Genomic DNA, 20,207 nt, shown 5'->3' with positions numbered 1-20,207 from the left:
GGATTTCCCATGCTGCGCCACCTGATGGCTCTTTTCATTCTCGCCTTGGCCGCGCTGCCGGTCAGCGCCACGGCGCAGGACGTGCGCCTGCCCGAGAACGCGACCCCCTCGGCCATTGATCGCGCCAACACCGGCGGCGCGCAGAACCTGGCCGACATCGAACGCCGCCAAAACGGGGCCGAGATTGACGACGGGTTCCGGCGCAACAATCTGGGCGGCGACGCTGCAACGGTGCCGGGCCTTGGCCCGCTTGGCGGGCGCTCGGACCCGGACCTGTGGCGCGGCATCCGCTATAACGAATTGCCCGTGAGCGTCAGCACGATGAACAAGACGGGCCGCGTCTTGGTGCAAGACAACGGCATGTGGTGGCAGCAATTCCGCGAAGGGCCGCTGGCAACCTACGGCGCTTGGCTTCTTGCCGGGACGCTGGCCGTGCTCTTGCTGTTCTATCTCCTGCGGGGGCGGATCCGTATCGAAGGCGGTAAGGTCGGGCGTACCATAACCCGTTTCAAAGCGATCGAACGGTTTGCCCATTGGATGCTGGCCGGGTCTTTCATCCTGCTTGCCCTGACGGGATTGGCCACGCTCTTTGGCCGCAAGGTGGTCATTCCGCTCTTGGGGCATGAGTTTAACTCGGTGCTGCTGACCGGGTCCAAGTTCATCCACAACAACGTGTCATGGGCCTTTATGATTGCGCTCGTCATGGTCTTTGTGATGTGGATTTGGCACAATATCCCGAACAAGACCGATTGGGTTTGGATCAAGCAAGGCGGCGGTTTCATCGGCGACAAACACCCGCCCGCGAAAAAGTTCAACTTCGGGCAAAAGATCGTCTTTTGGGCCGTGATCCTGCTGGGCTTCTCGGTCTCGCTCTCGGGGCTGTCGCTGCTGTTTCCCTTCGAGATCCAGCTTTTCGGGCATACGTTCAACCTTATCAATGACATCGGCATGGCCGAGGCCGCAGGCCTTGGCCCGCTTCAGGGCGATCTGACGCCGCATGCGGAAATGCAATATGCCCAGCTTTGGCACGCGATCATCGGCTTTCTGATGATGGCGGTGATCTTGGGGCACATCTATATCGGGACACTCGGTATGGAAGGCGCCTTTGACGCCATGGGCAACGGCGAGGTTGATGAACGTTGGGCCGAGCAGCACCATTCGCTCTGGCTTGATGAGGTCAAAGATGACAAGCGGACCCCCGCAGAATGATGAGCGGCGTTCAGGTAAAAGGATACGCGCAATGAAAGCCATGCTGGCAGGGTTTCTGGGCGTCGCGGTGATCGGCGTTGTGGCCTATTTCGGACTGCATGAGATAGGCTTTTCCTCGGCTGAGGTCTATTCAGGTGAAAACGTCCGGTTGGACTGACACCGAAGAGGCATATCATGGCGGCAGGCGATGAATACGGCGGCACGCTCGAGGGCGCGTCGATCCTTGTGATCGACGACGAACCGGGAATGCGCCATTTCCTGACCAAGATTTTGGAGCCGCGTGTCAAGCGCGTTGCACAGGCCGCGTCGCCTGCAGAGGCCACCAAACTCTTGGACGAGGCGCATTTCGATGTGGTCGTTCTGGACAATGTCATGCCCGGCAAAACCGGGCTGGAATGGGTGGTCGAGCAGCGCCGCAAAGGGTTTTACGCCGACACGGTTCTGATCACCGCCTATGCCGATCTGGAAACCGCCATCGCCGCGCTGCGCGCGGGCGTCAGTGATTTCGTGCTGAAACCCTTCCGGGCGAACCAAATCCTCGGCGCCGTTTCCCGCACGCTCGACCGCAAGAACCTGCGCCGCGACAACACGCTGTTGCGGCGTGAATTGCAGGGCGGGGCAGCGGTGCAGATGCTTGGCAAGTCCGAGGCCCTGTCGAAGGTGCGCGGGATGCTGAACCGGCTTGCCCCGGTCCCGACGCCGGTGCTTTTCACTGGGGCCAGCGGCACCGGCAAGGAGTTGGCCGCGCGGCAACTGCACCAGATGTCTGACCGCGCCGACCATCCTTTCGTTGCGGTCAACTGCGCCGCCATTACGCCGGATCGGATCGTGCCTGAACTCTTCGGTGCGGTGGAGGGGAACGAAACCCTACAGCCGGGGCTGTTCCTTTTGGCCGATGGCGGCACGCTGTTCCTTGATGAAGTGGCGCAGATGCCGGAGCAGTTGCAGGCGGCTTTGTTGCGAGTACTGGAAGATCAACGCATCCGGCCCGAAGGGGCCGAGCGGGAAATTCCGCTGAGCCTGCGGTTCCTTTTCGCCACAAATGCCGATTTGCCCAAAGCGGTGGAGGAGGGGCGTTTCCGCGCAGACCTTTATCACCGGATGAATGTTGTCGAAGTCGCAATGCCGCCGCTCAAGGACCGCTCGGATGATATCGTCGAACTGGCGGCGATGTTCATGCAGCAATTCTCGACCGCGCTTGGCATGCCCGCGCTGCGGTTGGATGCCGAGACATTGCTGAAACTGCGGCGCTACGATTGGCCGGGCAATGTACGAGAATTGCGAAATTTGATCGAACGCTCGGTCATCCTCGGCAGCCTGCCCGAAGCCTTTGCGGGCCATGGCACCGTCGATGGGCCAAGGGCAATCGAGGATCTTGAACTGGTCACACAGCGCCACATGCTGCACATTCTTGATCTTTCGGGCGGCAACCGGGCCGAGGCCGCGCGGCGTTTGGGTGTCTCTCGCAAAACTGTCGACCGCAAGCTTGCCGCTTGGGCCGCTGAGGGGCTGGATATCGACGCGCTTTGAGGGGCGCAAAGCTATGTAAATTGCGCATATCCGTCCCGCAGCTGAGGAATCAATCCTGCCTTTTGGGAATTCTGTTCTGCCTCTGGGGCCACAGTAGGAAATTCGACCCGCGCATACCCGATGGCCAAAGCTCCCATTCCATCTTAACCCATCCCGCCCGTCAAACGTTCCTGTTTCAGCAATGGTGTTGAAGCGGGCGGCGCCCGGTGACATCTGATGCTCAAGCGTTACAGGAGTAAATTCAATGCTGAAACAGATCGTTACCGCCACCGTGCTCGCCGCGGTTTCTGGCACCGCAGCCTTCGCCCAAGACAATGAAACGCTCCGCGTGGGCATGTCGGGCGGCTATTTCCCCTTCACCTTCGTTAAGCAGGACGTGCTTCAGGGTTTCGAAGTCGACGTGATGAATGCTGTCGGCGAAGAGGCGGGCTTTGAGGTTGAATTCGAAACCATGGCCTTTTCCGGCCTGATCGGCGCGCTGGACGCAGGCCGCATCGACACGATCGCCAACCAGATCACCATCACGCCAGAGCGTGAGGAAAAGTTCGCCTTTACCGCGCCTTACGTATTTGATGGCGCGCAGGTCGTGACCAAAGAGGGCAACGAAGAGATCGGTGGCGTCGAAGACCTGCGCGGTAAAACCGTTGCGGTCAACCTCGGCTCGAACTTCGAGCAGCTTTTGAACGAACTCGACTTTGCAGATGAGATCGAGATCAAGACCTATGAGTCCAACATCGCCCAAGACACCGCGCTTGGCCGGGTGGATGCATTCGTGATGGACCGGGTTTCCTCTGCCCAGCTGATTCAGGAAAGCCCCCTGCCGCTGCAACTGGCAGGCAAGCCGTTCTCCGAAATCCGCAACGCGCTGCCGTTCCAAGACAATGACGAAGGCCGCGCCCTGCGGGACCGTGTCGACACCGCACTGGAGTCCCTGCGCGAAGACGGTACACTGACCGAAATCTCGGACAAATGGTTCGGCACTGACATCACCAAAGCGGAGTAACCCATGCGGGCGCTAGACCTTGACTACATGCTGGGGCTGGTGCCCGTCATATTGGGCTATGTACCGTTAACTTTGTTCATGGCGGTGGCGGGGATGGTCTGTGCACTCATCCTCGCCTCGCTTTTGGCTGTCGAACGGGTGGCCAAAGTGCCTGTTCTCGACTGGTTCGTGATCGTCTTCATCAGCTTTTTCCGCGGCACGCCGCTGCTGGTGCAGTTGTTTCTGTTCTACTTTGGCCTGCCGCAGGTGCTGTCATTCCTGTCGGATATCAACGGCGTGACCGCCGCCATCATGGGCCTGACCTTGCATTTCTCGGCCTATATGGCCGAGAGCATCCGCGCCGCGATCATGGGGGTCGACCGCAGCCAATGGGAGGCCGCGCAATCCATCGGCATGACCCAAGGCCAGATGATGTGGCGCATCATCCTGCCACAGGCCGCCCGGATCGCCGCGCCCACATTGGTCAACTATTTCATCGACATGATCAAAGGCACCTCGCTGGCATTTACTCTTGGCGTGACCGAAATGATGGGCGCAGCCCAGAAAGAGGCGGCGGGCAGCTTTCTCTACTTCGAGGCCTATCTCGTTGTGGCGATGATCTATTGGGTCATTGTCGAAGCGCTTAGCCAGATGCAAAAGCGGCTTGAAACCTATCTAAACAAGGCGTTCGTCCGATGATCGATATCACTGGCCTGACCAAACATTTCGGCGGCGCGCCGGTCCTCAATGGCATTAATTTGCAGATCGCTGAAGGCGAGCGCGTGGTTGTCATCGGCCCCTCCGGCACGGGCAAATCGACCCTGCTGCGCTGTCTCAACTTCCTCGACGTGCCGCAGGCGGGGACCATTCGCATCGGCGATGTGACGGTTGACGCCGCGAAGGCGCGCAAGGCCGACATTCTGGCGCTGCGCCGTCGGACTGCGATGGTGTTTCAGAACTACGCCTTGTTCGCCAACAAGACGGCGAAAGAGAACATCATGGAGGCGCTTGTCACCGTGCAAAAGGGCCCCAAGGATGAGGCCGAGCAGCGCGCGCTTTCGGTCTTGGGCGAGACCGGATTGGCCGACAAGGCCGACAGTTTCCCCGCGGCGCTGTCCGGCGGGCAGCAGCAACGTGTCGGCATCGGCCGGGCGATGGCGCTTGGGGCCGAGTTGATGCTGTTCGATGAGCCGACATCCGCGCTTGATCCTGAATGGGTCGGTGAGGTGCTGGACCTGATGCGCGCGGTGGCAGAGCGCAAGCAAACCATGCTGATCGTGACCCATGAGATGCAGTTCGCCCGCGAGATCGCGGATCGGGTGATCTTTATGGACGGCGGCAAGATTGTTGAGAGCGGCCCGCCATCTGAGATTTTCAGCGCGCCCAAGGATGCGCGATTGCAAAAGTTTCTCAAGCGTGTCGAGGGCTAGGCGGGTGCCGCGCGCCTGTCGCGAGGTATTTGTCGCTTTTACCGGCTTGGCCCGTTATGCTGCGGTGCAGAGAACCTATTGAAGGCTTGGCAAATGAGCGCCCGGATTATCTGTGTAGCCCAACAAAAGGGTGGGGCAGGCAAGACCACCCTCGTTTCGAACTTGGCGATTGCCTATTTGGCAGCGGGCAAAAGCGTGGGCCTGTTGGATACGGACCCTCAAGGCAGCCTTGGCAAGTGGCTCGACATTCGCGAAGAGATGCTTGGGCTTGATCCAAAACTGAAGTTCGCCACGGCGACCCCCTATGGGATATCCCGCGCCATCCGGACGGTCGGCAACGAGGCTGATGTCATTCTCATCGATACGCCCCCAAAGGCGGATAGCGATGTGCGTTGGGTCCTGCGCGACTCGGATCTGGTGCTGGTGCCGGTATCGGCCAGTCAGGCCGATGTCTGGGCAACCCATGACGTATTGGATTTGGCCGAGCGGGCGCAGAAACCGACGCATATCGTGATGAACCGCACCCGCGCCGGCACGCGGGTCGGCGATGACGTGGCCAAATCGGTGTCCGAGCTTGGGGCCGAGCGGCTTGAAGCGTCGCTGGCCAACAGAGTGATCTACGCCGATGCCCTTGGCCGGGGTCTGGGTGTGGTTGAGGCGAAAAAGTCCGGCCCCGCCGCAGATGAAGTTCGCGCGCTGGCACAAGAGGTCGCAGGTATTCTTGAGCTGTAGTCCCGGCAGAGCGGGGCTAATTTTGCTGGGGTACGGACCATGCCCCTGAAAACGTAGAAAGGCCCGCCATTTGGCGGGCCTTTCCGTTGGAACCGATAGGTTCAAATCACTCCGCGCAGGCGCGGATTTTTTCGATGTCCGGACCGTTGGGCGTGCGGCCCAAGTTGAACGGCGCCGAGGCGTCACGCCATTTGGCGTAGTCGTTCAGATACTCCAACTGGCTGAGGTAAACCTTTGCGGAATCGGGGTTCTCACAGGCGGTTTCTTCGATGGTTTCGTTGGCCATTTCCTGAACGGTCGCCAGCGTCTCATCGTCGTAGCGGTTGATCTCGATGCCCGCGTCGAGGAACTGCTGATAGGCTTCGGTCGCGCGCTTTTCGGTGAAGGAGAGCGACCAGACGAGGTTGGCCTGTGCCGCGATTTCAAGTGCTTCGCGGGTTTCGTCCGACAGCGCGTCCCACGCGCCTTTGTTGATCATCACGCCGAAGATCGACGCCGATTGGTGCCAGCCCGGTGTCGCCCAGTATTTGGTGACCTGCTGGAAACCGCCCGAGAAGTCGACGTTGGGGGTCGAGAATTCCGCGCCATCGATCACGCCGCGCTCAAGCGACTGATAGATTTCGCCACCGGCCATGGAGACCTGAGACCCGCCCAGTTTTTCCAACAGACGGCCCTGCTCCAGACCCGACAGACGCAGACGCTTGCCCTTGAGGTCTTCCAGCGTAACGATCTGCTCGTTGGTGCGGAAACCGGATTCGTTGTTGGTCACGCCGTAGGGCAGATAGACCATGCCGAACTTGCCGTAGATCTCGTTATAGAGTTCTTTGCCGCCCCATTGTTCGATCCAGTTGACGTAATCAACCGCGTTGAACAGGCTCGCCGTGGTCGCCAGCGGCGAGAAGGCAGAGTTGCGGCCAGCCCAGTAACCGGGCCAGTCGGCGCCAGCCTGCACGGTGTTCGATTCAACGGCGCCAAAGACTTCGCCCGCGGGCACGAGCGAGCCGCCTTCGAAGAATTCAATGGTCAGGTCTTCGCCGGTCAGCTTGTTGGCCAGATCAACGAAGTGTTTGTCGATCTCGATCAGTTCCAGCGAAGTGGGCCATGTGGTGGTCATGGTCCAGTTGTCTTGGGCCGCGGCCTGCGTGCCAAAGCCAGCGCAGAGTGCCAGACCGGCAAGTGTTGATTTCAATTTCATAATATTCTCTCCTCCGTTGATTTATTTTGTATAGAGCGTTTCCGGCAGCCAAGTGACAAGCTGCGGGAACAGGGCAATGGCCACGCACATCATCAGGATCAACCCGATGAACGGCAGCACACCGACGATGATATGCGACGTCTTGACCTCGCGCGGCGCAATGGCGCGCAGGTAGAATAGCGCATATCCAAAGGGCGGGGTGAGGAAGGACGTCTGCAAAACCACCGACATCAGGACGACGAACCACAACAGGCTCACGTCCATCTCCTGCACGATGGGCAGGAAGATCGGGAAAGACAGCAGCACAATGCCGGTCCAATCAAGGAATGCGCCGAGGATGAAGACGATGAACATCATCATCGCGATCAGCATCCAAGGGGCCATATCGAGGTTGCGGATGATCTCTTGCGTGGCGCGCAGACCCCCGGTGATGTTGAACACGCCGGTGAAAGCGGTGGCGCCCACAACGATAAACAAGATCATCGCCGAGGTGCGGCCCGTTTCCAGCATCGCGCCGTAAAAGCTGGCCCAAGTGAACTTGCGCCGCATGATCACGATGACCAGCGCCAGCGCCGCGCCAATGGCCGAGGCTTCGGTCGCCGTGGCGATGCCCGCCAGAAGCGAGCCGAGGATGCCAAGGATCAGCACCAGCGGCGGCACGGCTTCGATCAGCAGCATACGCACAAGCGCGGGTTTAGAGATCTTCTCATCCGGCTCAACCGCCGGGGCCATGTCCGGCCGCACCACGGCCACGATAAAGACCCACACCGCATAGAGCAGCCCCAGCACCACGCCCGGCACCATCGCACCGGCGAAAAGCTCGCCCACCGACAGGGGCGAATAGGAGGCCATAAGGATCAACATGATCGACGGCGGGATCAGAATGCCCAGACAGCCGGAGGCCGCGATGACGCCGGTGGTCAGTGTCGGGCTGTAGCCATATTGCAGCATCGGGCGCAGGGCCATCACGCCCATCACGGTGATCGACGCACCGATGATGCCGGTGGTGGCGGCCAGTAGGATCGAGATGAAGACCACCGCCAGCGCCAGACCGCCGCGGATGTTCGACATCAAAAGCCGAAGCGATTCGAACATCTTATCCGTCACGCCCGAATCGGACAGGAACCGCGCCATCAAGATGAACAGCGGAATCGCGATCAGCGTGAAGTTGTCGAGCACATCGCCGAAAATCCGGTTGATGACGATGCCCAGCACCATGGGCTTGCCAGCGATGACAGCGCCCAAAACGGCGGTGCCGCCCAGAACGAAGGCCAGCGGGTGGCCCATGAAAAGGCCCAGCAACAGCAGGCCAAACATGGTGAGTGCAATGAGTTCAGGCGTCACGGGGCAGTTCCTGACGGTTAAGTACGAGTTTCAAAAATTCCGCCACACCTTGCAGCAACAGCAAACCAGCGGCGAGCGCCATGGCCATTTTCAGCGGATAGACCGGCAGCTGCACCGAGCCATAGGTCGTCTCGCCCTGAGCATAAGAGCGCATGGCGAATTCATAAGAGCGGGTGGTGAAGATCCACGCGAAGGGGAAGAAAAAGATCACATAGCCCGCCGCTTCGACCCAGCGTCGCAGGGTGGGGGCAAGGGTCTCGGTGATCAGATCGACCCGCACATGGGCTTGATGACGCAGCGCATAGCCGCCCAGCATCACGAAATAAAAGCCATATAACTGTTTCGTAACGTCAAAAGCCCAGCGGGTCGGGTCATTCAGCGCATAGCGCATGAAAACGTCATAGATGATGATTGCGGCGAAAATGACGGCGACGACCGACACGATACGCCCGACGAATTCGTTCATCTGGTCGATGAATTTTATCAAGATCTGAGCCCTCCCTGGCAGCTCGCACATTATTGGCCTTTCTGCCAAAAACAAGGCAAAAGACCAATAATAATGCTGCTTTAAGTAGCACTACGTATGCGGCGTGGGGAGAGTTTGTCCAGAAGGAGAGGTTTCAATTTGCCTAAGCCATGGACATTTTCGAAAAGCGACGATTATCTGCTGCGCAGAGCCCTCCGCATCGACGTCGGGGGAGGCTTAGCAAATATCCGTTTGGGAGGAAAAACATGGATCGTCGTTCATTTATCCGCAAAGCTGGTGTGATGGGGGCAGGTGCCGCCGCCACGACACTTGCAGCGCCCGCTATTGCGCAGGGAAACATCACGTGGCGCATGGTCACCACTTGGCCCAAAAACTTCCCCGGTCTGGGTGTCGGCGCGCAGCGTCTGGCCGACCGGATCACCGCGGCCTCGGGTGGCGAGCTGACCATTCAGGTCTTCTCGGCCGGAGAGATGGTGCCGCCGCTGCAATCGCTCGACGCCGTGATCGACGGCACCGCCGAGATGAGCCACGGCGCCGCCTACTACTGGCAAAACAAATCCCCCGCGCTGTCCTTCTTCACCGGCGTGCCTTACGGCATGACCACGCCCGAGCTGACAGCTTGGATGCGTTACATGGGCGGTCAGGAAATCTGGGACGAGATCTATGACCAGTTCGGCGTTCAGGGCTTCCTGTCCGGCAACACCGGCACCCAGACGGGTGGTTGGTTCCGCGATGAGCTGAAAAGCCTCGATGATGTCAAAGGCGTGCGTTTCCGGACGCCGGGCCTTGGTGGCCGCGTGTGGGAGAAGCTTGGCGCAACCGTGACCAACATGGCCGCGGGCGAGATTTTCCAGGCGCTGCAGTCGGGCACACTCGATGCCGCGGAATTCGTTGGCCCCTACAACGATCTGGCGCTCGGCTTCCATCAGGTTGCTAAGAACTACTACATGCCGTCCTTCGTGGAATCGGGTCTGGCGACAGAGCTTGTCGTCGACAAGAAGAAGTATCAGGAACTTCCCGAGAATCTTCAGGCGATCATCCGTGACGTGAGCCAGGCGGAATACGATCAGGTCGCCGCTGACTTCTATGCCAACGACCCGCGCGCTCTGAAGACGCTGGTCGAAGAGCACGGCGTGACCGTTCGCAACTTCCCAGACGACATCATGGAAGCCGGTGCCAAAGCCTCGGTTGAAGTGGTCGAAGAACTGCGCAACAGCGACGATCCGCTGGTCAAGAAGACCGCCGACAGCTTTGTCGAAGCGCTGAACCTCGTCCGCACCCGGACCGAGAACATCGACAGCCCCTACGTTCAGGCGCGTCAGAAGTTCTTGAAGTACTAAGCTTCGCGTTCAGGAATGTGGAAAGGCCCGGTGGAAACGCCGGGCCTTTTTATTTGAGGGCATCGCCCTCCCTCCCCCCGGAGGGCGATTTTGCGACCTTTCACCAGCCGGATTGGTTTGCGATAATGCACGGCATCAGCTACTTTCCCACGTCCAGATCGCCCCCAAGAGAGGGCGATGCCCTTCGCGTACAAACGCGAAAGGCCCGGCGTTTCCACCGGGCCTTTGCTCTAGAAAAACGCCGTCTTACCCGGCGATCAACTTCGGCAACCACGTCACGATCTGCGGGAAGGCAAACAGGATCGCAATCGCCACCACCTGCAACAGCACAAACGGCAGGATGCCCTTGTAGATCGCACTGGTCGGCAGGTCTGCCGGGGCCACACCCCGCAGATAGAACAGCGCAAAGCCAAAGGGCGGCGTGAGGAAGGAGGTTTGCAGGTTCACCCCAACCAAAACACCCAGCCAGATCGGATCAACATCCAGCATCAAAAGCACGGGCGCGGTGATCGGGATCACGATGAAGATGATCTCAAAGGTATCAAGGATGAACCCGAGGAAGAACATGATGATCATCACCACCGCCACCGCCGCCAAGGGGCCGCCGGGCAGGTTGCTCAGGAACTCATGCACCAGATTGTCGCCGCCCATCATGCGGAACACGATGGAAAAGACCGAGGCGCCCAGCAGAATGATAAAGACCATACTGGTGATCGTGGCCGTGGCGATCATCGTCTCCCGCAGAATGCGGAAGGACAGGCGCCAGCGCAACGCTGCCAAGACCATCGCGCCCACGGCCCCGACCGAAGCCGCCTCGGTCGGTGTCGCAATACCGCCGAGGATCGAACCGAGAACGGCAAGGATCAGCAAGAGCGGCGGCACCAGCGCCACAAAGAAGTCCCGCAGAAGCTGGCCTTTTTCATCCGCAGGAACGGGTGTCGCAGGGCAGGAGGCAGGCGCAGTCACGGCCTTGAACAGGACATAGCCCATGTAAAGCGACACCAGTAGGATGCCCGGCAAAAGCGCCCCGGCGAAAAGGTCGCCGACCGACACGGGCGATGGCGCAAAGTTCCCCTTGGCCATCTGCACTTGCGAGTTGATACCCGCGAGCATGTCGCCCATGAAGATCAAAACGGTCGACGGTGGAATGATCTGGCCCAGTGTCCCGCTCGCGCAGATGACGCCGGTGGCAAGCTTTGGATCATAGCCTGCCCGCAACATGGCAGGCAGAGAGATCAGCCCCATGGTCACAACCGTCGCGCCAACCACACCGGTTGAGGCGGCCAGCATCGCACCCACGATCACGACCGAAAAGCCAAGCCCGCCGCGCATATTGCCAAAGAGTTTGCCCATGGTCATCAGCAGTTGCTCGGCGATCTGACTGCGCTCCAGCATCACCCCCATGAAGATAAATAGCGGCACGGCGACCAAGACTTCGTTGGTCATGAAGCCGATGTAACGGTTCGGCAGAGAGCCGAAGTTCGATGGGTCGAAGACGCCAAAGCCGATGCCGACCAATCCAAAGAGCAACGACACACCAGCAAGCGTGAAGGCGACCGGGAAGCCCAATAGCAAAAAGCCGATCACGCCAAAGAACATAAGCGCGGCGAGCATTTCGCCGATCAAAATCGGATCCATCAAACGGCTCCCTGCGGGTGGTCTGCGGGGATTTGGTCCCGGCTGTATTGCATGGATTTGGGCACCAGCTCAGCATTGCCGCTGAGCACGAGGATGGAGCGGATGATCCATGCAATCCCTTGAATTGCGAGTAGAAATGCAAAGCCGATGATGAAGGCCTTGAGAATATAAAGCCCCGGCATGCCGCCCACATTGGCGGACCCTTCTTGATAACCCCATGCGCGTGTCACGAAGGGCATCGAATAGGTGTAAACGATCCAGCAGAAGGGCAGCAAAAAAACGACCACGCCGATCAGGTCGATCAGCGCGCGGCGTGCCATCGTGGCGGGGCGGTAAAAGATATCGACCCGCACATGGTCGTCGCGCAGCAGGGCAAAGCCCGCAACGGCGGTGAACATCGCGCCGTTTAGCCAAATATAGAGATCTTGCATCCAAACGAAGCTGATCGCGAAAAGATAGCGCTGCACGACCACGGTGAAACAGACCAACACGATGCCGAGTGCGAGCCATGAGAAGAGATTGCCGATGAATAAGTTCACCGCGCAGATAACTCTGGCAATTGCTGCTAAAAAACGCACCTTGTCCCCTCTCCCGTCAAGTTCGTTTGACCGTCAATCAAAGGGAGGGGGCTAAATGTCAAGATTTAGATGGCGGGTGGCCCTCAACGGGCCGCATTTGTCCCGCCCGCAGTGGCAGGAGGGCAACCGAAGGGCGGGGCCGCTCAGTAGATGTTGGTTTCGGGGGCGCTGCCTTGCCGCACCGAGCCGCGGTACATCCCTTGGGAATTGAACGGTATGGCGATATTGCCCGCACCGTCCACGGCGATGACCCCGCCCGACCCGTCGTTGGGGGCCAGATCCTGCATCACCACATGATCGGCGGCGGTGGCAAGGTCTTCGCCCGCGTGTCGCATGCGTGCGGCGATTTCGCCCGCCGCGTTCCAGCGGATAAAGACCTCTCCATGTCCGGTGGCCGAGACCGCGCAGGTCGCGTTATCGGCGAAGGTGCCCGCGCCGATCATCGGCGTGTCGCCCACGCGGCCCGGGGCCTTGGCGGTCATGCCCCCTGTTGAGGTGGCGGCGGCTATATTTCCTGCAACATCGCGCGCCACGGCCCCCACGGTGCCATGCCGCCGCGCCGGATCGTCCGAGACTTCGCCGCGCGCCCGCATCGCAAGCGTCTCTTGCAGCGCGTCCCAGCGGGACTGGGTGAAAAAGTAGTTGCGGTCGCCGAATTCAAGCCCCGCTTGCCGCGCGATCTCGAGCGCGTTGGGGCCAATGAGCGTGACATGCTCGGTCCGCTCCATCACCGCGCGGGCCAGTTTCACCGGGTTCTTCGGGCCAAAGACACCGGCGACCGATCCCGCCCTGCGGTCGCGCCCGTCCATCACGGCGGCGTCCATCTCCTGCGCGCCTTCCGAGGTATAGACCGCGCCGCGCCCTGCGTTGAACAGGGGCTCATCCTCCAGCGCGCAGACCGCCGCTTCGACCGCGTCCATCGCGCTGCCCCCTTCGCGCAGGATGGCTTCGCCCGCTTCTAGCGCGCGGGCGAGGGCGTCGTGATAGGCGGCCTCTTGCTCGGGGGTGATATTTTCCTTGAGGATGGTTCCGGCACCGCCGTGGATGGCAAGGGAATAGGTCATGTCGGTCCTTTCGATCCGGGGGGGCGTCTAGCCCGCAACCCGGTGAAGCATCTGGCGGCCCGGGGTCAGCCCCTGCACCTTTTCCACGATTGACCGCGCGTCGATCCCGAAGTGGCGATAAAGGTCGGCAATGGTGCCGGTCTGGCCGAAGTGCTCAACCCCAAGCGGCACGGTCTGGTGCCCAACGACCGAGCCCAGCCACGAAAGCGTCGCCGGATGCCCGTCGATCACCGTGACCAGTTTGCAGTTGCGCGGGAGCTGCCCCAGCAGCGTCTCGATATGGCTTTCCGCCGCCGCATTGCCCCGCGCGCGGGCGCGTTGCGCGGCGGTCCAGCCCGCGTTCAGACGGTCAGCAGAGGTCACCGCCAGTACGCCGACATCGCGGCGGCCTTCGGCGATGTTGCCCGCCGCTTTGATCGCTTCGGGCGCCACCGCGCCTTGATAGGCGATCACCACGTCGCAGTTCGGCCCCGGTTTGCGCAGCCAATAGGCCCCGTCGATGGCGCCTTGGCGGAAGTCCTCGTCCACGCGCTTGCCGGGCTGTTCGATGGGATTGGTGGTGAGCCGGAGATAGACCGAGCCGCCGGTCTCATCGCGCAGCCACGTGCGTTCGTCCGGGTCGCCCTCGCCGTCCTTTTGCAGATAATCGAAAGCCCACTGCATGATGACGGCCAACTCATCGGCAAAGGCAGGCTCGAAGCTCGCCAGCCCGTCTTGGCTCATCCCAATCAGCGGTGTGCCGATCGACTGATGCGCGCCGCCTTCGGGGGCGAGCGTCACGCCCGACGGCGTGCCGACAATCATAAAGCGCGCATCTTGATAGCAGGCATAGTTCAACGCATCCAAGCCGCGGGCGACGAAGGGGTCGTAGACCGTGCCGATGGGAATGACCCGCTTGCCAAAGAGCGAATGCGACAGACCCGCCGCACCCAAGAGCAGAAAGAGGTTCATCTCGGCGATGCCTAGCTCGATATGCTGGCCCTCGGGGGTGAACTCCCATTTCGCGGTGGAGGGGATTTTCTCGTTGATGAAGGTGTCGGCCTGTTCGCTGCGCGCGAACAGCTTGCGCCGGTTCACCCACGGGCCGAGGTTCGTGGTGCCGGTCACGTCGGGGGACATGGTGACGATACGCGCGGCCAGATCGCTGTCGCCTTTCGACAGATCGTCGAGGATCTTGCCAAAGGCCATTTGCGTGGAAATCTCGCGGTCGCTGGAAAGTTCGATCTGCGGCACCGGCAGGGTCGCGTCACCGTAGCGGCGGCGGCCCTTGGCAAAAAACGGCACGCGGTCGAGCGCAGCTTGCAGGGCATCGGGGTCGTCGACGGTGGCGAATTTCTCCCATTCCGCGCCCTCATTCACTCCCATGTGTTTCTGCCAATCGGCCATCTGACTTTTGGTCATCAGCCCGCCGTGGTTGTCCTTGTGCCCCGCGATCGGCGTGCCCCAGCCCTTGATCGTGTAGGCCAGAAAACAGACCGGGCGGTCGTGGTCGATGGCGGCAAAGGTCTCGGCCATGGTCTCAACGCAGTTGCCGCCGAGGTTCTCCATCAGTTCGGCCAGTTCGTCATCGCTGCGCGCGTCGATCAGTGCTGTGACATCGCCCTGATCGCCAAGCGCCTCCATCAGCCGCTCGCGCCAGACCGCGCCGCCCTGATAGGTCAGCGCCGAGTAAAGTTGGTTGGGGCAATTGTCGATCCAGTCGCGCAGTTTGTCGCCGCCCGGCTCGTCAAAGGCGGCGCGTTGCAGGGCACCGTATTTCACCTTGACCACATCCCAGCCGAAGGCGTCGAAAATCTGCTCGATCCGTTTGAACAGCCCTTCACGCACCACCCCGTCGAGCGATTGGCGGTTGTAGTCGATGATCCACCATGTGTTGCGCAGATCGTTCTTCCAACCCTCTTGCAGGGCCTCATAAATATTGCCCTCGTCGAGTTCCGCATCGCCCACCAGCGCCACCATGCGGCCCAGATCGACATCCGCGCCCCAAACCTTCGCGGTGATGTAGTCCTGCACCAATGAGGCGAAGGAAGTCACTGCCACGCCAAGACCCACCGATCCGGTGGAGAAGTCTACATCGTCGATGTCCTTGGTCCGGCTGGGGTAGCTCTGCACGCCCTGAAACCCGCGGAAGTTTTCCATCTTCTCGCGGGTCTGATTGCCCATCAGATATTGCATCGCGTGGAAGATCGGGGAGGCATGGGGTTTGACCGCCACCCGGTCCTCGGGCCGCAGGGCGCTGAAATAAAGCGCCGTCATGATCGACACCATGGAGGCCGAAGACGCCTGATGCCCGCCCACCTTGATCCCGTCCACCTTGGGCCGGATGTGGTTGGCGTTGTGGATCATCCAATGCGACAGCCACAGCAGACGTTGTTCGATGGTTTTGAGCTGGGCAGGGGCGAGAGCGGTCATGGCAGGTCTTTCATCTTGAGGATCCCTCGGGCGGTGCCCTCCTCGACACCGCCCGCGACTGGTCCGGTCTTTGCCGGATCAGGCCGCTTGCATGTTATGCGCGCCAAGCGCGGCGTAAAGGTCATCAATGATGTCTTCCGCAGATTCCAGCCCAACCGAGAGCCGCACCAGCCCTTCGGCGATGCCATGCTCGGCGCGTTCCTCGGGGGAATAGGTGGAATGGGTCATGCTCGCCGGATGCTGGATCAGGCTTTCCGCATCGCCAAGGCTCACCGCGCGCTGAATGAGGTGCAGACGGTTCATAAAGGCGATGCCGCCCGGTTTGCCGCCCTTGACCTCAAAGGGGATCATGCCGCCGAAATTGCCCATCTGCCCCCGCGCCAGTTCGGCCTGCGGAAAGCTCTCCAGCCCCGGATAGGCGACATGCAGCACCGCCGGATGCGCTTCGAGCGCCTCGGCCACCTTGGCGGCCGTGGCGCAGTGCCGCTCCATCCGCAGTTCCAGCGTTTTGATCCCGCGCAAGAGCAGCATGGCGGTCAGCGGCGACATCACGGCACCGGTCATGTCTTTGAGCCCGACAAGCCGCACCTGCGTCATGTCCTCGGCACTGCCAACGACAAGACCCGCGACCACATCACCGTGACCGGAGAGGAATTTCGTCGCCGAATGCAACACGATGTCCGCGCCATGTTCGATGGGACGGGTGATCACCGGCGTGGCATAGGTGTTGTCGACCACCACCTTGGCCCCGGCGCGATGCGCAATGGCCGAGATCGCGGCGATGTCCACCAGACGGTTGTTCGGGTTCGCGGGGGTTTCGAAATAGACGATCTTGGTCTGAGCGCTGATCACCTCGGAAAGGTTTTCAGGCTCGGTCATGTCGACCAGCGTCACCTTGACGCCAAAGCGCGGCAGGCCGTGGGTCATAAATGCAAAGGTGCAGCCATAAAGCGTCTTGTCGATGATGATCTCATCGCCCGCCTGCAGGAATGTCCAGAGCGTGGAGGTGATCGCCCCCATGCCCGAGGCGGTGGCGAGGCCCGCTTCGGCCCCCTCAAGGTTGGCAATGCGTTTTTCCAGATGGTCCAGCGTCGGATTGGAAATGCGGGTATAGAAATGCCCCGCGCGCTCGCCCGCGAACATGTCGCCGCCGGCCTCGGCGGTCTCGAAGGTGAAGGTCGAGCTCATGTAGATCGGCGGGTTCAGCGCGCCCTGTTCGCTTTGCGCGTCATACCCGTGGTGGATGGCGCGGGTGGAAAAGGATTTCTGGTTCTCGGTCATGGCTGGCCCCCTGATTGATTTTGAGGGCATGATCCGATGGTGCAAGAGGCATTTGGTTGCTAATGTATGCGCAGATTGCAGAGGATTTGGCATATCATGCCCCAAACACCCCGACTGGACGCTACTGACCGCCGCATCATCCGCGCGCTACAGCGCAATGGCCGGATGACGAACCTTGATCTGGCCGAGGAAGTTGGCCTGTCGCCTTCCCCCTGTCTCCGCCGCCTGCGGGCGCTTGAGAAAAACGGCGCGATCCGTGGCTATAGTGTGGAGGTCGACGCCAAGGCCTACGGCCTGCCGGTTACGGTCATGGTGCGGGTAACGCTCGATGGCCATGACGAGGGCACGGTGAAACGTTTTGAAAATAAGATTCGCGCGATCCCGGAGGTGCTGGAGTGCTTCGTGATGAGCGGATTGTCAGACTACCTGCTGCGCGTGGTGGTGGGCGATCTGGAAGACTACGAGCGTTTCGTGCGCGCCCGGCTGCACCCCATCGGCGGCATCGGGTCGATCGACACCAGTTTTGTCTACGGGGTGGTCAAACGCTCTCAGGTCTATCCTGATATTGGGGGCTGAGCAGGCGCGATTGAGGACGCCGAAACCATTTAACCGGTTTACAATTCCGCCCCCCTTGGGAAAGGTTCGCCCCAAGCCCCGAGGAGTCCGCATGACATTCGCAGCCACCCCCGCCCTGCAAGCCGTCGTCGACCACGCGCTGGCGCATGAGACTGACTGGCCCCGCTCGATGTATCACCCCGATGGGGCCTATGTTGGCAACCGCGAGTGGAACGAAAGCGGCCCTTGGACCGAGATCGTGGGCCCGGCAAAGCCGCGCGGCGGCCCGGCAGGGGTGATCCTGCACCGGGGGCAGCGGGTCGCCGATTGGGGCGATACGACGCGGACCGACATGACCTTTTCCATCGCCAAGAGCTACCTGTCGGTGCTGGCGGGGCTGGCGGTGAAGGATGGGCTGATCACCGACCTCGACGCGCCCGTGGGCGACAGCGTGCCGGGGCCGCATTTTGCGGGCGACCACAACGGGCGCATCACTTGGCGGCATATGTTGCAGATGAACAGTGAATGGCGCGGCGAGATTTTCGGCAAAGACGATCAGGTCGACCATTACCGCCAGATCGGGCCGGGCGCAGACAACAGCCGCAAGGGACAATTGCGCAAAGTCCGCCCACCGGGAAGCCATTACGAATACAACGACGTGCGGGTGAACGCGCTGGCCTATGCGCTGCTGATGCGGTTCGGCCGCCCGCTGCCAGAGGTGCTGCGCGCGCGGATCATGGGCCCGATTGGCGCCTCAGACGATTGGCGGTGGGAGGGCTATTCGACCTCTCGGATCGAGATGGCGGGCAGGCGCGTTCAATCGGTCACCGGCGGTGGCCATTGGGGCGGCGGGCTGTTCATCGGCGCCGACGATCACGCGCGCTTCGGCCAGTTCATCTGCCAAAACGGCCAGTGGAACGGCGCGCAGATCTTGCCCGAAGGTTGGATGCAGCAAGCGCTGACGCCCACGCCGACACTGGATAAATACGGCTTCCTGTGGTGGCTGAACCGCGGGGCGGAGGCTGACCCCAAGCTGCCCGAAACCGCCTTTAGCGCGCAGGGCGCGGGTGGGCACACGATCTGGATCGCGCCGAAGCATGACATCGTGGCGGTGATGCGCTGGCTCGCCCCAACCGCCACGCCGCACTTTCTGCGCCAGCTTTTCGCTGCGCTGGCAGACCACTGAGATACGAAAGGAAAACCCCATGAAGATCGCGACCTTCGGCGTCGAAATGTGGATGAACGAGTTCGAAAACCACTGCCGCTACAACCTCGCCGAGACCTGCGTCGATTCGATCACATTGGGAGAGTTGATCGACATGGCGGGCGTCGACAATTCGGTGCTGGGCGAACTGCGCGGGATGCGCATGGGCTACGGCGCGATCGAAGGCTCGGACCGTCTGCGCGACGCAGTGGCGGGGCTTTATGAGACCCAGAGCCGCGAGAACATCCTGACCACCCATGGCACCATCGGGGCCAATGCCTTGGTACACCAAACGCTGATCTCGCGCGGTGATCATGTCATCGCCATCGTGCCGACCTACCAGCAGCACTACTCCATCCCCGAGAGCATCGGCGCAGAGGTCGAACTGCTGCACCTGCGCCCCGAGAACGGGTTTCTGCCCGATCTGAACGAATTGCGCGCCATGATGCGCCCTGACACGCGGATGATCGCCACCAACAATCCCAACAACCCGACCGGCGCGCTGATGGACCGCGCGATGCTGGCAGAGATCGCCGAGATCGCGCGCGGCAGCGAGGCTTGGGTGCTCTGCGATGAGGTCTATCGCGGCACCGATCAGACGGGTGATGGCTATACCGCCTCGATCTGCGATCTCTCCGACCGCGGCATCAGCACGGCGGGCATGTCCAAAGCCTATTCGCTGGCCGGGCTGCGCGTGGGCTGGGTGGCGGGGCCGCAGGCGCTGCTTGAGAAGATCATGATCCATCGTGACTACAACACGATTTCCGTCGGGGGGATCGACGAGTATTTCTCGGCTCTCGCGCTTGAGAGCCGCGCGCAGATCCTTGACCGCGCGCATCGGATCACCCGGGGGAACCTCGAAATCTTGGCAGATTGGGTCGAGGCGGAGCCGCTGATCTCATGGGTGAAACCCCAGTCGGGCACCACGGCGTTGGTGCAATACGACCTGCCACTGCGCAGCCGCGATTTCTGCACCCAGTTGCTGGAGGAAGAGGGCGTGCTTTTCACCCCCGGCAGCGCCATGGATATGGAGGGTTGGCTGCGCATCGGTTTCGCCAATTCGACCGCCGACTTGCAGGACGGGCTGGCACGTGTCTCAACCTTCCTCGCGCGGCAGAGCGTGGCCCAGACCGCCACGCAGCCTTAACCGATGACCGCCCTCCGCTGTGGTCATCGGTTCTGACGGGCCCACATGCCGCAGCGGCGCATCTCAGCCAACCTGATGG

Annotated in this window: 19 protein-coding genes; 11 read left to right on the top strand and 8 right to left on the bottom strand. The window is 61.1% G+C overall.

The genetic code is table 11. The features are described from left to right. Positions 1-9: 9 nt before the first annotated feature. From B5M07_RS17340 to parA, 7 genes are all read left to right on the top strand, one after another. Positions 10-1,209 (top strand): formate dehydrogenase subunit gamma, encoded by a 1,200-nt coding sequence (locus tag B5M07_RS17340; protein WP_120352436.1) that lies wholly within the window; start codon positions 10-12, stop codon positions 1,207-1,209. A gap of 31 nt (positions 1,210-1,240) precedes the next feature. Continuing rightward, a complete protein-coding gene (locus tag B5M07_RS19685; protein WP_259950196.1) occupies positions 1,241-1,366 on the top strand; it encodes a hypothetical protein in 126 nt (41 codons plus the stop codon). Between the two features lie 17 nt (positions 1,367-1,383). Then, positions 1,384-2,739 (top strand): sigma-54-dependent transcriptional regulator, encoded by a 1,356-nt coding sequence (locus B5M07_RS17335; RefSeq protein ID WP_120352435.1) that lies wholly within the window; start codon positions 1,384-1,386, stop codon positions 2,737-2,739. 244 nt (positions 2,740-2,983) lie between these two features. Continuing rightward, positions 2,984-3,742: an amino acid ABC transporter substrate-binding protein gene (locus B5M07_RS17330; RefSeq protein ID WP_120352434.1), complete on the top strand. Its 759-nt coding sequence runs from the start codon at positions 2,984-2,986 to the stop codon at positions 3,740-3,742. A 3-nt stretch (positions 3,743-3,745) separates the two neighbouring features. Further along, positions 3,746-4,420 carry an amino acid ABC transporter permease gene (locus B5M07_RS17325; protein WP_120352433.1) on the top strand — a complete coding sequence of 225 codons (675 nt, stop codon included), beginning with the start codon at positions 3,746-3,748 and terminating at the stop codon, positions 4,418-4,420. Further along, on the top strand, positions 4,417-5,151 hold the full coding sequence (locus B5M07_RS17320; protein ID WP_120352432.1) for an amino acid ABC transporter ATP-binding protein: 735 nt from the start codon (positions 4,417-4,419) through the stop codon (positions 5,149-5,151). The genes B5M07_RS17325 and B5M07_RS17320 overlap by 4 nt, the downstream gene beginning before the upstream one ends. 93 nt (positions 5,152-5,244) lie before the next feature. Further along, positions 5,245-5,883, top strand: coding sequence for a ParA family partition ATPase (parA, locus tag B5M07_RS17310; protein ID WP_120352430.1), 639 nt, complete (start codon positions 5,245-5,247; stop codon positions 5,881-5,883). A gap of 106 nt (positions 5,884-5,989) precedes the next feature. On the opposite strand, the gene dctP is transcribed toward parA, so the two are convergent. The 3 genes from dctP to B5M07_RS17295 are packed head-to-tail and all read right to left on the bottom strand — an operon-like array spanning position 5,990 to position 8,912. Next, entirely contained in the window at positions 5,990-7,078 is a 1,089-nt protein-coding gene (dctP, locus tag B5M07_RS17305; protein ID WP_067941242.1) for a TRAP transporter substrate-binding protein DctP, read from the bottom strand. Between the two features lie 21 nt (positions 7,079-7,099). Next, positions 7,100-8,422: a TRAP transporter large permease gene (locus tag B5M07_RS17300; RefSeq protein WP_205570937.1), complete on the bottom strand. Its 1,323-nt coding sequence runs from the start codon at positions 8,420-8,422 to the stop codon at positions 7,100-7,102. Continuing rightward, complete coding sequence (locus B5M07_RS17295; RefSeq protein WP_067936149.1) at positions 8,412-8,912, bottom strand: TRAP transporter small permease subunit; 501 nt, start codon at positions 8,910-8,912, stop codon at positions 8,412-8,414. Before B5M07_RS17295 ends, B5M07_RS17300 begins: the two co-directional genes overlap by 11 nt. A 242-nt stretch (positions 8,913-9,154) precedes the next feature. Here B5M07_RS17295 and B5M07_RS17290 point away from each other — a divergent pair, with 242 nt between their 5' ends. Further along, positions 9,155-10,249, top strand: a complete 1,095-nt coding sequence (locus B5M07_RS17290; protein WP_120352429.1) for a TRAP transporter substrate-binding protein — start codon at positions 9,155-9,157, stop codon at positions 10,247-10,249. 246 nt (positions 10,250-10,495) lie between these two features. On the opposite strand, the gene B5M07_RS17285 is transcribed toward B5M07_RS17290, so the two are convergent. The 5 genes from B5M07_RS17285 to B5M07_RS17265 all read right to left on the bottom strand — a co-directional run bounded on the left by B5M07_RS17285 (position 10,496) and on the right by B5M07_RS17265 (position 17,222). Further along, entirely contained in the window at positions 10,496-11,887 is a 1,392-nt protein-coding gene (locus B5M07_RS17285; protein ID WP_120352428.1) for a TRAP transporter large permease, read from the bottom strand. Then, positions 11,887-12,465, bottom strand: a complete 579-nt coding sequence (locus B5M07_RS17280) for a TRAP transporter small permease subunit (protein ID WP_067622577.1) — start codon at positions 12,463-12,465, stop codon at positions 11,887-11,889. The genes B5M07_RS17285 and B5M07_RS17280 overlap by 1 nt, the downstream gene beginning before the upstream one ends. Before the next feature lie 143 nt (positions 12,466-12,608). Next, positions 12,609-13,529, bottom strand: coding sequence for an isoaspartyl peptidase/L-asparaginase family protein (locus B5M07_RS17275; RefSeq protein WP_120352427.1), 921 nt, complete (start codon positions 13,527-13,529; stop codon positions 12,609-12,611). Between the two features lie 27 nt (positions 13,530-13,556). Further along, positions 13,557-15,941, bottom strand: coding sequence for a transketolase-like TK C-terminal-containing protein (locus B5M07_RS17270; RefSeq protein WP_120352426.1), 2,385 nt, complete (start codon positions 15,939-15,941; stop codon positions 13,557-13,559). A gap of 78 nt (positions 15,942-16,019) precedes the next feature. Next, the gene (locus B5M07_RS17265; RefSeq protein WP_120352425.1) at positions 16,020-17,222 is read right to left on the bottom strand and encodes a methionine gamma-lyase; all 1,203 of its coding nucleotides are present in this window, start codon (positions 17,220-17,222) and stop codon (positions 16,020-16,022) included. Between the two features lie 96 nt (positions 17,223-17,318). On the opposite strand from B5M07_RS17265, the gene B5M07_RS17260 reads away from it, so the two are divergent. The 3 genes from B5M07_RS17260 (at position 17,319) to B5M07_RS17250 (ending at position 20,128) form a co-directional block, all read left to right on the top strand. Continuing rightward, positions 17,319-17,798 carry an Lrp/AsnC family transcriptional regulator gene (locus tag B5M07_RS17260; RefSeq protein ID WP_120352424.1) on the top strand — a complete coding sequence of 160 codons (480 nt, stop codon included), beginning with the start codon at positions 17,319-17,321 and terminating at the stop codon, positions 17,796-17,798. A 91-nt stretch (positions 17,799-17,889) separates the two neighbouring features. Further along, complete coding sequence (locus B5M07_RS17255; RefSeq protein WP_120352423.1) at positions 17,890-18,963, top strand: serine hydrolase domain-containing protein; 1,074 nt, start codon at positions 17,890-17,892, stop codon at positions 18,961-18,963. Between the two features lie 19 nt (positions 18,964-18,982). Continuing rightward, positions 18,983-20,128, top strand: a complete 1,146-nt coding sequence (locus B5M07_RS17250) for an aminotransferase (protein WP_120352422.1) — start codon at positions 18,983-18,985, stop codon at positions 20,126-20,128. Positions 20,129-20,207 lie beyond the last annotated feature (79 nt).

The organism is Sulfitobacter sp. D7, assembly GCF_003611275.1.
Classification (GTDB): domain Bacteria; phylum Pseudomonadota; class Alphaproteobacteria; order Rhodobacterales; family Rhodobacteraceae; genus Sulfitobacter; species Sulfitobacter profundi.
Note: the sequence above shows the minus strand (reverse complement) of the source record. Positions and strands in the feature narration are given on the sequence as shown.